The organism is Chitinophaga sp. W3I9 (genome assembly GCF_050434025.1).
Classification (GTDB): Bacteria; Bacteroidota; Bacteroidia; order Chitinophagales; family Chitinophagaceae; genus Chitinophaga.
This window is the reverse complement of sequence record NZ_JBNPWC010000001.1, coordinates 5,133,496-5,150,451: the sequence shown is the minus strand read 5'-3', so window position 1 is coordinate 5,150,451 and position 16,956 is coordinate 5,133,496. Positions and strand designations below refer to the sequence as shown.

The window sequence follows — 16,956 nt, the reverse complement described above, 5'->3', positions numbered from 1 at the left end:
ACACTTCAATACCGTAATCTTTAATTATCAGTTATGAAAATTGCAACCCGGCAAGGTTACGATACGGCCATTGTATCCGCAGAGATGACTTTTACAGTGGATATGCTGCGGCGCAAAACTGCCCGGATCGGACAGCAACTGAAGCAAAAGAAATGGATACCCGGAAGTCCTGTTCTCATATATGTAACATCAGCAGGTGATCTGCTGGCTGCCATGTGGGCGCTCATTTATCATCGCAGCACCTTTGTTCCTGTAAACCCCGGCAGTGATGTTGCCATGATCACCACGCTGGCGCAGTATTGTGGTGCCGGTGCAATCATAACAGAGCAACGCTACGGGGAGTTTCCCCCAACAGTAGACACTATTTTAACAGACGATGATATCCCGGAAGAAACAGTTGAAGCTATCACAACAGATGACTATGATATCAATTGCATCTTCCGGGAAGGAGATAAAATGGTTTCGTTTCATCATGATGATATAACTGCATTCTATCAGGAACTGGATATGCTGATGACGCCAGCGGAACGGCAGCGGATTATGCTGGCAGGTAATATTCCTTTTACAGAACAAACGTTGGAGTTGCTGTGGGCTTCCGTAAAAGGTATAACGGTGGTCATGGATCAACTGAAGGATCAGGCGTCCGCAGCGCAGTATATCTACCTGAAGCCTCCATTCTCCATGGATTTCAGTTTGTTTCATTTTGGCAGTTATGTAGATAACTCACAACAGGACAAATATGGTTTGCTTTTAGATGCCGCCACATTTGCAGACACACATGGTTTCAAGGCTATCTGGACACCGGAACGGCACTTTAATGAGTTTGGTGGATTGTATCCCAATCCATCAGTATTGAGTGCAGCATTGGCGACTCATACCCGCAATGTGCAGATTCGTTGTGGCAGCCTGGTTTCACCGTTGCATCATCCGGTGAGAATTGCGGAGGACTGGGCGTTGATCGATAATTTATCAAACGGGCGGGTTGGAATATCCTTCGCTTCCGGATGGCAATGTGACGATTTTATTTTCTTTCCCGGGAAGTATGCAGACCGTCACCATCATATGCTGGAGCAGATAGCGACTGTGAGGCAGTTGTGGGCAGGTGAAAGCGTTCCCGCCATCAACGGGCTTGGAAATGAAATTCAGGTGAAGATATTTCCCCGGCCAATACAACAGGAATTGCCCATCTGGATCACCGTGTCGGGTAAGATAGAAACCTTTGTGGATGCTGGCAGGATAGGCGCCAATATTCTTACACACCTGCTGTGGCAAAACACGGATGAGTTGATTGATAAGATAGCAGCCTATCGGACTGCATTGAAGGATAGCGGATTTGATCCTTATTCCCGGAAGGTGACTGTGATGGTGCATACTTACCTGGGAGAAGATGATGAACAGGTAAAACAGCAGGTTAGAGAGCCACTGAAAAATTATATCCGGTCGTCGACACAGCTCATACAAACCATGGCCAAAAGTAATGCGGCCGCCGGTAACTCGAAAGAAGTAGCTGGCCGTTATGGCGGATTGAACGATCAGATTGCAGACGAATTACTGGAGGAGCTTACTGAGCTGGCTTTTGAACGCTTTTTTGAACAGGCCGGATTGCTCGGATCTGCGAAAAAAGCAGAACGACTGCTGCATAAACTTAAATCTTATGATGTAGATGAGGTAGCCTGCCTTATTGATTTCGGTTTGTCACGGGAAGATATTCTCGAAGGACTTCACCGCCTCAACAACCTGAGAACCTTGTACGCTGAACAACCCAGCATCCCGCCTTCTATATCTGCGCTGCATTGTTCGGCTTCCTTATTGCGCATGGCAGGGGAGCAACCCTGGCTGCTGGCGTGTTTGTCAGCTGTACAACATATTCTTACAGATAGTGATGAACTGGACGGAACGCCGGCATCATTGCTCAAAAAAGTTAAAGTGGTACGTGCGGATACAGCAGGGAAAGGTAATAGAAGGGTTTATGCAAATAACGTTATTGACATACAATCGGATCCGGATTCAGCCTTTATAGGCGCTTTAAGTGATGAATTTTAATTCATCCGGTAAACCGAAATAATTCGCACTTGACTTAAATAGTAATTATGTGTGGTATCGCAGGGATTTATGGTGTGAAAGCGCCTGTTCATATTGACGAGAAACTCGTGGCAGAGATGGCCAACGCTCTTTATCACAGGGGGCCTGATGATTTGTCGTGTTATGTTAACAGCCGCGTGGGGTTGGGTTTCAGAAGACTTAGTATCATCGATCTTGATCATGGCCGCCAGCCTTTTTTTAGTGAAGACGGACAGGTAGTGCTGATATGTAATGGAGAAATATACAACTACAAAGAATTACGAAGGGACCTGGAACAGAAAGGATATCGGTTTAAAACCCATTGTGACGTAGAAGTGGTATTGCACCTGTACCTGGAAGAGGGGCACTGCTTTATGAATAAATTGAATGGGCAATTCGCTTTCTGTATTTATGATAACCGCGACAACAGTATTTTCCTGACGAGGGATCAATTTGGTATCTGTCCATTGTTCTATACGATTACAAATGATGTACTTGTCTTTGCTTCTGAAATCAAAGCGATACTTAAGCATCCAGATGTTAAAAGAGCCGTGAATCTGGAGGGATTGGATCAGGTATTCAGTTTCCCCGGCCTGGTAAGTCCGGTAACCATGTTTAAAGACATTTTAAGCCTTGCTCCGGGACATTTTCTCCTCGTAAAACAGGGAAAGGTATCATTGATGGAATACTGGGACCTTAATTATCCGGAACAAGGTACTGTGGAGTACCACCCAGAATCATACTATCTGGAGAAGCTGGAAGAACTGCTTATTAAATCGGTAAGATACAGGATGAATGCAGATGTCCCTATTGGGTTTTATCTCAGCGGCGGACTTGACTCATCATTGGTCGGTGGTATTATGAAATCGATATCGCCCGGGAGTAGTTACCCGGCATTCTCTATTGGCTTTCCGTCGGACAGGGAAATGAATGAGCGCCAATATCAACAACAGGTAGTAAAATACCTGGGTAGCCCTTCTAATGAGATAGGGTTTGATCCGACAGAAGTAGAAGCCCGGCTTAAACAGGCGGTATGGTCATCGGAATGCGCCTTGAAAGAATCTTATAATAGCTGTTCCCTGGCCCTGTCGCAAGCGGTAAAGGAGAAGGGGATAAAAGTGATATTGTCCGGAGAAGGCGCGGATGAATTTTTTGCCGGATATGTAGGTTATAAGTTTGATAAGCAACGCACCGTGAACGCTGGTTTCAAACCATTGGAGGAACAGTTGGAAGATGAATACCGGTTGAAATTATGGGGTGATCAGAACTTCTTCTACGAGAAAAACTACTATGAATTTACAGATGTAAAACGCAGCATTTATTCGAAGGGAGTACGGGAGCAATTTAAAAGCTTTGATGCCACCAATACCCTGAAGTTTAGCAAAGAACGCATCCGAAACAGACATGTATTACATCAGCGCTCCTATATAGATCTTAAGCTCCGGTTGTCTGACCACCTGATTGCAGACCATTGTGACCGTATGACATACGCCAATTCTGTAGAAGGCAGATTTCCATTCCTGGATCCCGAACTTGTAGAGTTTATCAAAACCATTCCGCCGGATCTGAAATTGAATGGGCTGAATGAAAAATATATACTGAAAACAATCGCCGGAAAGTATGTGCCATCCGGAATTATCGATCGGCAGAAGTTCGGATTTATTGCGCCGGGCAGCCCCGATCTGCTCAAACAAAACGTCGAATGGATCAATGAAATGCTTTCATACGACCGCATTAAAAAGCAGGGATACTTTGACCCGGATATGGTAACAAACCTCAGGAAACATTATATGGCGGATGGTTTTCGTTTGAATTTGCCTTATGACAGCGACTTGCTGATAGTAGTCCTGACATTTAACATTTTGCTGGAACTATTTGATTTGCCCAACATTAATTAATGATTCTCCTTATGGTTCACAAAAAAAAACTGGGAATAGTAGGAGGAATGGGATCCCGTGCCGGCGCACTATTCTTACAGAAGATCATAGATCTTTCGCCGGCTTCATCTGATCAGGATTTCCCGGAAATCATCTTCCATAATAATTCCTGTATTCCTGACAGAACGAAGGCTATCCTATATAATGGCCCCTCGGCTTTAAATGATATTCTGAAATCCATTGAACTGTTTAATAGCAGCGGTGTGGAAGTAATATCTATGGCTTGTGTTACCTCTTACTATTACTACGATCAGTTCAAGCATTATACGAATGCCAGGATTATAAATCCTCTTCACCTGATTTCGGATGCAGTGCGCGAAGCTTCTGCAGGCGCATCCAGAGTAGGTGTGCTGGCTACCAGCGGTACTATTAGTGCAGGACTGTTTCATGCTGTACTGAATAAGGAAGGCTTTGAGGTAATAACGCTCAATAAAATTGACCAGGAAGAAATCTTCATGCGTGCAGTTTATATGGAAGACGGCTTCAAGTCGGCCAATATTTCGATGGAAGCGAGAGCCCTTATGGATCTTGCTTTTGAAAAGATACTGGCGGCAGATGTAGATGTAGTGATCGGCGGATGTACAGAGGTGTCACTGGGGGCGCCGTCTATGCTGCAGGGTGGCCGTTTCATCGATACACTGGATTTACTGGCAAGAAAAACGGTAGAAAACTGTTACAGTACCAATTATATAACCATTGAATAGCTTAAAATGAATAAGAAATTGATTCATAGTGTTTTTGAAGGAGTGGTACACACCAACCCCTCAAATATTGCCATTGAAACAGCTGATGGGCAAATGTCCTATTCCGACCTGAATATTTTCGCGAACAGAATATCCGCTTTGCTGAAACATATCGGATGCGGGAAGGGGACCATTGTAAATGTGTTGGTTCCTCCGTCTATACAGATGATCGCCGCCATGATTGGTGTTTTCAAAAGCGGAGGTATTTATCTGCCTGTTGATATCAATTTCGCTGAAGCGCGGTTGTTGCAGATATTTAAAGATACGTTTAACGGGATCATCATCATAGATGCCGGCCTGCAGGATACATTCCTTTCTATTGCGCAGCGACTGGAAATACCGTCCGCGCACTATATCATAGTGGATGGGCAGAACAATATCAGCATCTATAGATATGAGCAGGGCAGCATTACACCACAGGCTTTTGAAGAACAGCCGACCTGGAAAGATAATCCGCCATTAACGGTAGAAGGAGATGATAGTAACTATATCTTTTATACATCCGGAACTACCGGCAACGCCAAAGGTATTGAAGGAGCACATGCAGGGCTGAGTCATTTTATACATTGGGAAATCGGAGAGTTTGGTATCACGGCTGATGTAAGGGTTTCTCAATTGACCCAATTCACTTTTGATGCTTCCCTGCGTGATATTTTTGTTGCACTTATTGCAGGTGGTACTTTGTTTATTCCGCCTGCCGATGTAAAAACAAATCCGGCCAGCCTGCTGCAATGGTTATCTGACAATAAGATCACGCTTATTCACTGCGTACCTTCCTTATTCCGGGTGTTCATAAAAGAAATGCAATGGTCGGATGCACGGCGATATGATCTTAGTAACCTGCAATACCTGCTGATGGCCGGAGAGATGCTATATGCCAAGGATATCCTGGAATGGCGCAAGCTGGCAGGCGATCATGTGCAGTTGGTGAATTTGTATGGCCCCACTGAAACGACCATGATCAAATCCTTCTACAGAATAGGGCAGGTACCGGAGAATCCTTCTCAGGGCATCCCTGTGGGAAGTCCTATCAGTAATACCAATATTGCCATTATCAAAGATGGATATATCTGTAACGCGGGTGAGATTGGAGAAATATATATCAAAACACCCTTCGCTACCAAGGGATACTATAAAAATGAAGCACTTACCGCGGAATGCTTCGTACAAAACCCTTTAACACAAAAGGATAAAGACATCGTCTATAAAACAGGTGACCTGGGCCGGTATCTTTCCGATGGGCATATTGAAATACTGGGTCGCCTGGATAGCCAGGTTAAAGTAAATGGTATCCGTGTTGAATTGATAGAAATAGAAAAAGCACTACTGGAATTGGATAATGTGCACCAGGCGGTGGTAAAACCATACCGGACGGACGACAATTCTATTTCGCTGATTGCTTATTATACCGGGATAGAGAAAAGTGTGGATGATTTCCGCTACTTGCTAGCCCGCAGACTCAATGCTCAGATTATTCCTTTTTACTTTATTCGACTGGAAGCATTTCCATTGAATGTAAACGGGAAAATAGATAAGAAGGCTCTACCGGTTCCGGAAGATATTCTTATGGGCGGTATTGATTTTGAAGCGCCGGAAGGAGAGATAGAGGAAAAGCTGTCCGAATTCTGGAAGGAAATTCTCGGGTACAAAAAAATTGGTAGAAATATTTCTTTCTTTGGTGTGGGTGGTCACTCCCTCCGCGCTATTCAGCTGGTATCGAGGATACAGAATCAATTCAATATCACGATCCGGATAGCCGATATCTTCACGGAACATACGATCAGAAAACAGGCATCTTTTATTGTTGCCACCATGAATACCTCGTATGTATCCATTCAGCCCGCAGCAGTGCAACCGCATTATGCGCTGTCTTCTGCACAAAGGCGTCTTTGGGTACTTTGTCAGTTTGAAGATGGTAACATGGCCTACAATATGCCGGGAGCGTATATTCTTAAGGGAGCATTGAACAGAGATGCACTGGAGAACGCATTTAACCAGCTGATTACGCGGCATGAAAGTTTAAGAACTGTTTTTCGTGAGCAGGACGGTGGCGAGATCCGTCAGTTTATCCTTTCACCGGAAGATATTAATTTTAAGATCGCTTATAGCGATTTTCGGAATAAAGCAGATAAGGAAGCACTCATAAAGAAAATTATCAGAGCAGAAAGCCTGCATCGCTTTGATCTTTCCCGGGGCCCGCTTTTACGTGCAGTATTGTTTCAGCTGGATGATGACAGACACGCGTTAATATACACCATGCATCATATTATAAGTGACGACTGGTCTATGCGTATTTTGGTGGAAGAACTGTTTGCCCTTTACAATGCGCATGTATTAAACAGAGAAGTACACTTAACAGCGCTGCGCATTCAGTATAAAGATTATGCAGCGTGGCAGCAGGAACAGTTGAGAGGAGAAGCACTTGAAACACATCGAAATTACTGGCTGGAGCAATTCAGCGGAGCGCTTCCCGTACTGCAGCTTCCGGCAGACAAGCCGCGGCCAGCCGTTAAGTCCTACAATGGCGATATTATTTATGGTGTAATTGAGCCGGAACTTGCCTACAAATTCAAGACGTTTTTGCAACAGCAGGGTGATACATTGTTTATGGGATTGCTTGCTGTTGTTAATGCATTGTTATACCGTTATACCGCACAGGGTGATATTATTATTGGCTGCCCGGTGGCCGCCAGAAGTAATATAGATCTTGAAAACCAAATCGGTTTCTATACGAATATTCTCCCGCTTAGAACAAGGTTCAGTAGCGACAGTACCTTTGCGGAGTTGCTCCGGGAAGTAAGGCAGGTGACCGTTGATGCCTATCGTCATGAAGCATTTCCGTTTGATCAGCTGGTAGATGAGTTGAGGCTAAGGAGAGATATGAGCCGTGCTCCGCTATTCGATGTGTTTGTAGATCTGCACGATACTGTAGCCAAAAGTAAAATCAATGCAGAGATCGGACAGAACGATCTGGAGATAACGCCATATGAGGAAGAGGAACATCATGTCAGTAAATTTGACCTGACTTTTATGTTCACCAATACAGAGAAAGAGATTTATTTGTCTGTTGAGTATAACACAGATATATATAATAAAGAAACAATTCTGCTGTTGTATACCCACTTCCTGCAATTGATGGAAGCTGCCACAGCAGCGCCATTTGTAGCGGTGAGTAAGCTTAAATATCTATCCGCCAGTGAGGAAAAGACTTTATTGTCAGCATTTAATGAGGAATACGAGGTGCAATTTCCTTACCAGCCCGTACATGTTTTGTTTGAAAAGAATGCAATGTTGTCTCCTGACGCCATCGCCGTTGTGTTCCAACAGGAATCTTTTACTTATCAGCAATTGAATGACGCTTCCAACCGCGTGGCTGATTATTTGGCGAATGAGAGCGCGGTGAAACCGGGAGAAAGTGTCGGTATTATGCTAGACCGGTCTGAAAAGATGATCATTGCCATATTGGGAATATTAAAAGCGGGAGCAGTTTACGTACCGATAGATCCGGCTTATCCCGAAAAACGTAAAGAATATATTATGAGGGATGCAGCGCTGAAAGCGCTGATTACTCAAACAGATTACATTTTTGATATCAGTTATTTTGAAGGAAGTCTTTTTGCTATTGACGCACAACTGGAAACGATTGCTGAATCAGGTCAATATGCCATTCAAACGACATCCCAGTCGAACCACCTGGCTTATGTGCTTTATACCTCAGGATCTACCGGAATGCCGAAGGGTTGTGAGATCACGCATGGCAGCCTGTCGCATTATGTGCAGTGGGCCTGTCATCATTACCTGGGCAATGGGCTGAAAGGCAATTTCGCATTATTTACTTCGTTGTCGTTCGACCTGACAGTCACCAGTATTTTCAGCCCGCTGATCAATGGATCTACCTTACATATTTACGGACAGGAACAACCGGTGACAGATATTCTGCGTGATAGCTTCGGGAAAGACAGCGGGATAGATTGTATGAAGCTGACCCCTTCACATGTACGTTTGCTGAAGGGATTATCGTTGGAATCTTCCCGTGTTTTGTGTGTAATTGTGGGCGGCGAAGCAGTGATGCCAGATGATGTGTCCACGCTGAAAGCGTTGAACCCGGAAATGAAGGTGTATAACGAGTATGGCCCTACGGAGGCTACTGTAGGCTGCGTGGTGAAAGAACTGGAGTTGAACACGGAGATATTGATAGGGCGGCCGATCGCAGGAGCAGAAATATGTATACTTGATAGTCAGCGGTCGCTGGTACCGGTGGGTGTTTATGGCGAAATATGTATTGGGGGTGCGGGGTTGGCAAGAGGATATCTGAACCGCAAAGAATTAACAGAAGAGAAATTTATTCCTCACCCTTACCGGGAGGGTGAACGTCTTTATTTAACAGGAGATACCGGCAGATGGCAGCCCAACGGGGAAATAGCATATGCCGGCCGGACGGACGAGCAGGTGAAGGTACGTGGCTACCGCATTGAAACAGCAGAAATAGAACATGCACTGTTAAAGGGAGAATTTACTTCAGCGGCAGTGGTCAAAGTATGGCCAGGTGAGGATGGAGAAAACGAACTGGTAGCCTACCTGGCAGGAGAGTCTCACGACATTCCGCAGCTACGCGCTTACCTGCTCACACAACTGCCGGGTTACATGATCCCGCATCAATTTATTTCGATACCGGAAATTCCATTGACGACTAACGGTAAAGCCGATCGTAAAGCCTTGCCTGCTCCGGGAGTGACTAATACGGTAGCCGGAAGTGAGTATATCGCTGCGCGCAATGAAGTAGAAGCACAGCTGATTGCAGTTTATGAAGAAGTGCTGAGAAAGCAGGGGGTTGGTGTGCAGGACGACTTCTTTATGTTGGGTGGTGATTCAATCAAATCGATACAGGTTGTATCCCGTCTTAAGCAGCGGGGTTTCATCCTCACGATTCAGGATGTGATGCAGCATCCGGTGATCGCCGATCTGTCTCTCTGCGTCAGGACATTGGGTCGTGAGGCCAGCCAGGAGCTGGTCACCGGTCACATTCCACTCAGTCCTGTTCAACAATGGTTTTTTCAAACGGCCGTTGCAGCGCCGCATCATTATAATCAGTCGGTATTACTGGAAAGCAGGGAGCCTTTAGCAGTACCCGCGCTGAAAGCAGCGCTGGATAAGATATTACTTCACCATGATGCGCTGCGGATGGTATATCATCCCACTGCCACAGGCTGGCTGCAGGAGAACAAAGGTAGCGAGCAGTCATACCTGCTGGAGATCATTGACTGGACAGATGATGTCTCTTTTGCCGCGTGTTGTGATCGTATTCAGCGCAGTGCAGACCTGGATAAGGGACCGCTGTTCCGGGTGGGGTTATTTCGTGGTACTGGGAAAGACCGGTTGTTACTGGTCGCCCATCACCTGGTGATAGACGCTGTATCATGGCGTATTCTTCTTGACGATCTTTCTTCTCTTTACCAGGAATATGCGGCTGGTATCTCTACTGATCTTCCAGCTAAAACAGATAGTTTCCAATACTGGCAGCAACAGTTGCAGGAACATGCGAAGAGCAGTGTGTTGAAGTCAGAGCAGCCTTACTGGGATGCTATTGAAGGGGTAGCAGTAGCAGGATTACCGCTGGATAATGTGGGGGGCAGTAATCAAATAAAAGATATTGACACCTGCGCTTTTGTGCTGGACAAGGATATGACGAGCCGTTTGCAGGTGAGCTGTTATAAAGCCTGTGGCGCGGAGATGAATGATATCCTGTTGACCGCGCTGAGCCTTGCTGTACAGGAAGTGTTTGAAACAGATGATGTTATGGTGCGGCTGGAAGGTCATGGCAGAGAAGACATCGGCAACGAGGTAAATGTAACGCGTACTATTGGTTGGTTTACAACCATGTATCCTGTGGTCTTTAATATGCGGTACCACAAAGATCCGGTGCGTCAGCTGATTGCAGTGAAAGAAAAGTTGCACCGCATACCGTCAAAAGGAATTGGTTATGGGGTATTGCGTTATATGACAGAACAGGGATATAAATTACAGCCACAGATTGGTTTTAACTATCTGGGCGATTTCGGGGCTGTGCTAAATAAAGAGCAAACCGTTTCAGCTTTTACTTTCTCAGGTGTTTACCGCGGTGTTGAAATACCTGCGGACATGGAGCGTGATCTGCTGCTGGATGTATCCGGCATGATAGCAGATGAAAGAATGAAGCTGTCTATTGATTATAGCCGGGAACAATTTAATCATGCTACTATAGACAGACTGGCAACTGCATTCAGACAACATCTCGAAGTGTTGACGGATAAATTGTCGGCAGCAACCGTAACAACGCTTACGCCGGTTGATCTTACCTATAAGGAACTGGAGGTAGAGCAGGTGATGGAACTGCAAAGGGAAACCATGCTGGAGGATGTATATACACTGAGTCCTTTCCAGGAAGGATTGTATTACCACTGGCTGGCCACTCCCGGTTCCCCTATGTATTTTGAACAGATGAGTTACCGGCTGAAGGGTAAGCTGGATATCGCGATATTAAAGCAAAGCTATTATACGCTTGTATCCCGTCATGCGGTGATGAGAACCTATTTTACGCAACGTTTTGGAGAGCGCCTGTTACAGGTGGTATCCCGATCAGTAAGCGAAGGGTTTTCCGTTCTGGAACCGGCAGGAGATGGTGAAAGCTTTGTGGAAGCATTCAGGGAGCAGGATCGCCTTCGGGGTTTTGATCTTCATAAAGGCTCACAGATGCGGTTGACGGTAATTGATATGGGAGAAGAGATGTATGAGTTTGTATGGAGCCATCACCATATCATCATGGATGGCTGGTGTGTGAGTATTTTGGTAAAAGAATTTTTCCAGATATACGAAGGGTTAAAAACCGGTGTGGCGCCGGAGCTGGGTAGGGTATACCCTTACGCAGGATACATTAAATGGCTGAATAGCATTAATAGTAACAATACGCTGAACTATTGGCGTAATTACCTATCGGGATATGATACCGTGAGTACGCTGCCCAGAATGAAAGCGCCGGAAATAAAGTATCGGGGCACACAACAAAGTTTGTTGATAAGCGGAGATATAAGAACCGATATCAGAAAATTATGCACCGTTGCCGGCATAACGGAAAGTACATTCATACAAACTGTCTGGGGAATATTACTGGGCAAGTATAACGATACAGATGATGTGGTATTTGGTACGGTTGTTTCAGGGCGTCCGGCGCACCTGGAAGGAATGGAAGAAATGATAGGTCTATTCAGTAATGCGATACCGGTACGTATACGTCCTAAAAGAACATCCAGCATCCGGAATTTACTGAAAGAAGTACAACAGATGTGGATTGAAGGGGCGGATCATCACTACATGCAGTTGGCGGAAATACAGGCTGCCAGCAGCCTGGGAAGGAATCTGATGGATCATATGCTGGTGTTTGAAAATTATCCGGTAGTAGAAGCCGTGGAGGAAAATATGGAAAGTGTAAGAGGACTCTCCGTATTATCCAGTGGTATTTTTGGTCGCGCCAACTACGACATGATGATCACTGTTATTGCACGGGATAGCATTGTGATCAAATTTGATTACAATAAATATGTGTACGAAGACAGTCAGATAGAACGTATGAAATCTCATCTGATGGGTATTGTGAACGCCGTGCTGAATGACATAGACACCGCTGTTGTATCTCTTGATTATATCGGGAAAGAGGAGCAGCAGTTATTATTAAAAACGTTTAACAATACTACTGTAAGGTATCCTGCAGAAAGTACGCTGATAAGTCTTTTCCGCGATCAGGCCATTCGCATTCCGGATGCCGCATCTGTTATATTTATGGATAAGCAGCTCAGTTACCGGGAGTTGGATGAGCAATCCGACCGGCTGGCAGGTTATCTGCAACAACAGTATGCACTGAAACCTGGGGATCGTATTGGGATGATGCTGAACCGGTCGGAAAAAATGATTATCACCATCCTGGGTATCCTGAAGGCAGGTTGCTGCTTTGTACCGATTGATCCGGAGTATCCGCAGGCAAGGAAATCTTTCCTTATCAGCGATGCCGCTGTACCCGTGTTGATTACCGAAACGGATCATATCTTCAACCTGGATTATTACGGCGGCGCGATTATCGCCATCGACCTGCAACTGGACACCATGGCCCAGCCTCTGGTTGGCAGCTTACCGCTGGTCAGCGCAAACCAGGCGGCCTATGTAATTTATACCTCCGGTTCTACCGGTACGCCCAAAGGTGTTGTTATCGAACATCATGCAATTGTGAATACGATTCTTTCACAGCGGGTTACTTTCGATATACAGGATAATGAAAGAGGATTACAATTTGCTTCTCCTTCCTTTGATGCATCAGTATGGGAAATATTTATGATGTTGTCCACAGGTGGCGCCTTGTATATTATTGATGAAGACAGTAAGCGGAATCCCGCACTGTTGGAAGCTTATATCACCGATAACGCCATTAACATCGCTACCATTCCACCTGCTTATCTAAAGCTGTTGAATTTATCTGGTATTGGCAGTCTCACCAGGCTGATTACCGCCGGAGAGGCAGCTATCAAAGGTGATGCGCTGGCGTTCCTGGAATACGGTACTTATTTTAACGCCTATGGTCCGGCGGAATCCAGCATATGCGCTACGGTATTCCGCGTGGAAAAAGGTGACGAAATTCCATACAATAGTGTTCCTATAGGAAAACCGATTGCGAACACGCAGCTATATATTCTGGGAAGGGATCGTGCATTGATGCCCATAGGTGTATGGGGAGAAATTTGTATTGGAGGAGCAGGTTTGGCACAAGGTTATTTAAACCGGGAGGAGCTGACAGCAGAACGGTTTATTCCGCATCCTTTTGATGAAGGGCAGCGTTTATACCGGACCGGTGATGTAGGGCGCTGGTTGCCAGATGGCAACATTGAATTCAGTGGCCGCCTGGATGCACAGGTGAAGATCCGTGGTTACCGGATAGAAACGGGTGAAATAGAACATGTACTGCAAGGGCATGATAGTGTGACTGGCGCAGTGGTGTTGCTTTGGCAGGGTAAAGAAGGACCGCCTGAACTGGTGGCCTATATTGCCGGAGGTGCTCATGATGAGCAGGCTATCCGTGCTTATCTGGGGGCGCATTTACCCGTGTATATGATCCCGCATCATTTTATTTCCCTGCCGGAATTCCCGGTAACGGTGAATGGAAAAACAGACAGGAAGGCACTGCCCTCTCCTGAAGATATGGCCCGGCCGGCAAATGTTATCTACGCAGCGGGCCGTAATGAAACAGAGTTACAGCTGATTGCTGTATTCAGCGAGGTGCTTAAAAAAGAGGGTATCGGCATTTATGACGATTTCTTTATGCTGGGAGGAGATTCTATCAAGTCTATCCAGATTGTAGCCCGCCTGAAACAACGGGGTTATTCGCTGAACATCCAGGATGTAATGCAACACCCGGTTATTGCGGAGTTGTCGGGCTGTGTGAAAGCCCTTACCCGTCAGGCCTCACAGGATATCATTAGCGGTGAGATTTCTCTGAGTCCGATACAACAATGGTTCTTCGAATCCTCCGGATCTGCGCTGCATCATTATAATCAGTCTGTATTGCTGGAAAGCAGCGATCGGTTATCCGTGCCAGGGTTGAAAGCGGCACTGGACCGCATCCTGTTGCATCATGATGCCTTAAGGATGGTTTACCGGCATACAGCAGCAGGATGGGTGCAGGAAAACAGGGGTAGCCAGCAGGGCTATATACTGGAAGTGCATGAGTGGACAAATGATGCTGACTTTGCGGCCGATTGCAACCGGCTTCAATCCGGAGTGAGCCTTGAAGAAGGCCCGCTGTTCCGGGTAGCATTGTTCCAGGGAGGAGCTAAAGACCGGTTGTTACTGATAGCTCATCACCTGGTGATAGATGGGGTATCATGGCGTATTATATTCGAGGATCTATCTTCGCTTTATCAGCAATATATCAGTGGGGTTAATGCAGATCTGCCTCAGAAAACAGATGCTTTCCATTACTGGCAACAACAGCTGGAGGAATTTGCAGTGAGTGAAACGCTGCAGGCAGAAGAAGCTTACTGGTCTGCGATTGCATCCAGGCAGGTAAAGGGGCTTCCGGTAGACCATGTGACTGGTAGCAACCAGGTAAAGGATATTGCTTCCTGTTCCTTTGTACTATCTACGGATACGACTACACGCTTGTTAACCCGCTGTTATAAAACCTATAGCACAGAGATCAACGATATTCTCCTGACTGCCCTGAGCCTGGCGGTGCATGAGGTTTTTGCAGCCACGGAGGTGGCGGTGCGCATGGAAGGGCATGGTCGGGAACAGATTGGGGGCGATGTGGATGTGACCCGTACGGTAGGGTGGTTTACCACTATCTATCCGGTGATATTCGATATGCAATATCATGCAGACCCGGTTCGTCAACTGATTTCAGTCAAGGAAGTGCTGCATCGTGTACCCGGGAAGGGGATTGGTTATGGAGTACTACGTTATATGGGGCGGCGGCCATATAGGCTTGAACCGGAGATTACTTTCAATTACCTGGGGGACTTCGGATCAGGTGTAGACGCGGCTGATGGTACCTCGTTGTTTACTTTTTCGGGTGACTATCACGGAGAAGAAACGCCCGTTGACAGAGAGCGGGGTGTGTTGCTGGAGGTAAGCGGTATGGTGGTAGAAGGATGTTTACAGATGTCTCTCAGGTACAGTGAGCAGCAATATACTGCCGATACGATGAACAGGTTGCTGAAAAGCTACCGTGATCATCTCGACCTGCTGATCAATCAGCTGTCTGTCGACAGACCCACCGTGCTCACACCGGTAGATCTTACTTACAATGGGTTAAGTGTGGATCAGGTTATGCAATTGGAAAAGGATATTTCTCTGGAAGATATCTATCCACTCAGCCCTTTACAGGAGGGGTTATATTATCACTGGGCAGCGTCACCAGGATCTCCGGCTTATTTTGAGCAGATGAGCTATCGTCTGAAAGGTCATCTGGATATGGATATCATTGAGCAATGTTATTACGCGCTTATATCACGTCACGCAATATTAAGAACACATTTTATACAGCACTTAGATGACCGTATACTTCAGGTGGTAACCCGGATTACAGATAAAAGCTTCGCCCTGGAAAAGGTGAGTGGGGATCCGGAAAGCTTTATGAGTCGCTTCAAGGAAGAGGACAGGTCGAGGAGTTTCAACCTGAACAAGGGCTCGCAAATGCGTTTAACAGTCCTCGATATGGAAGATGACACGTATGAATTTATCTGGAGTCATCACCACATTATTATGGATGGTTGGTGCATCAGCATTCTTATAAAAGAATTCTTTCAGTTGTACGATAGCCTGAAAGCCGGAGTGCAACCTGATCTGAAGAAGGTACATCCCTATGCGGAATACATAAAATGGCTTGGCACCATCAATAAGGAAAGCTCGATGCGCTATTGGCGGAGCTACCTGGCTGGGTATGATACGATAAGCACATTGCCCAAGACGAAAACATATGGTGCGGCGTACCGGAGTGGCAAACAAAAGCTACAGTTGCATTCTGAGCTGATGACGGCTGTCAGGAAAGTATGTGCGGAAGCAGGTGTTACAGAAAATACGTTTATCCAGCTCGCATGGGGGATTTTGCTTAGCAGGTATAATAATTCACGGGATGTGGTATTCGGTACCATTGTTTCGGGCCGTCCGGCCAGTCTGGAAGGCATTGAAGAAATGATAGGCCTGTTCAGCAATGCGGTACCGGTACGTATTCGTTTGGATAAGGATAAAGCCACCACTGCATTGTTGGAAAGAACTCAGCAGCTGGCAACTGAGTGTAGCAGCCACCACTATGTACAATTGGCGGACGTGCAGGCAGAATCAACACTGGGAAGAAATCTGTTCGACCATATTCTTGTATTCGAAAATTTCCCGGTGGCATCTGTTCTGAAAGATAATATTGAAAAAAACAGTCTGGCAAGCACTTTAAGTTTCCTGTCTTCTGAAGAGTTTGACCGGTCCAATTATGACCTGACGCTTACTATTCATCCCGGCGATACCACAGATTTGTTGTTTAACTATAACAGCAGCGTATATCCGGAATCGCTCATGCTACAGGTAAAGTCGCATTTATTACACATAATAGAACAGCTGGCGACTAACATGCCTGTCAATAGTGATGAGGTAGATATTTTCAGTATCATAGAAAAAACAACAGCTACTGGAAACATTTAACG

General features: G+C 45.8%; 4 protein-coding genes. All 4 read left to right on the top strand.

The annotated features are described in order from the left end of the window. Positions 1 to 33: 33 nt before the first annotated feature. The 4 genes from QFZ51_RS21020 to QFZ51_RS21005 are packed head-to-tail and all read left to right on the top strand — an operon-like array spanning position 34 to position 16,954. The gene (locus QFZ51_RS21020; RefSeq protein WP_429048586.1) at positions 34 to 2,043 is read left to right on the top strand and encodes a MupA/Atu3671 family FMN-dependent luciferase-like monooxygenase; all 2,010 of its coding nucleotides are present in this window, start codon (positions 34 to 36) and stop codon (positions 2,041 to 2,043) included. 47 nt (positions 2,044 to 2,090) lie between these two features. After that, complete coding sequence (gene asnB, locus QFZ51_RS21015) at positions 2,091 to 3,959, top strand: asparagine synthase (glutamine-hydrolyzing) (protein WP_429048584.1); 1,869 nt, start codon at positions 2,091 to 2,093, stop codon at positions 3,957 to 3,959. Positions 3,960 to 3,970: 11 nt separating this feature from the next. Further along, positions 3,971 to 4,702 carry an aspartate/glutamate racemase family protein gene (locus QFZ51_RS21010; protein WP_429048583.1) on the top strand — a complete coding sequence of 244 codons (732 nt, stop codon included), beginning with the start codon at positions 3,971 to 3,973 and terminating at the stop codon, positions 4,700 to 4,702. Positions 4,703 to 4,708: 6 nt separating this feature from the next. Then, complete coding sequence (locus QFZ51_RS21005; RefSeq protein WP_429048581.1) at positions 4,709 to 16,954, top strand: amino acid adenylation domain-containing protein; 12,246 nt, start codon at positions 4,709 to 4,711, stop codon at positions 16,952 to 16,954. Positions 16,955 to 16,956: the final 2 nt, after the last annotated feature.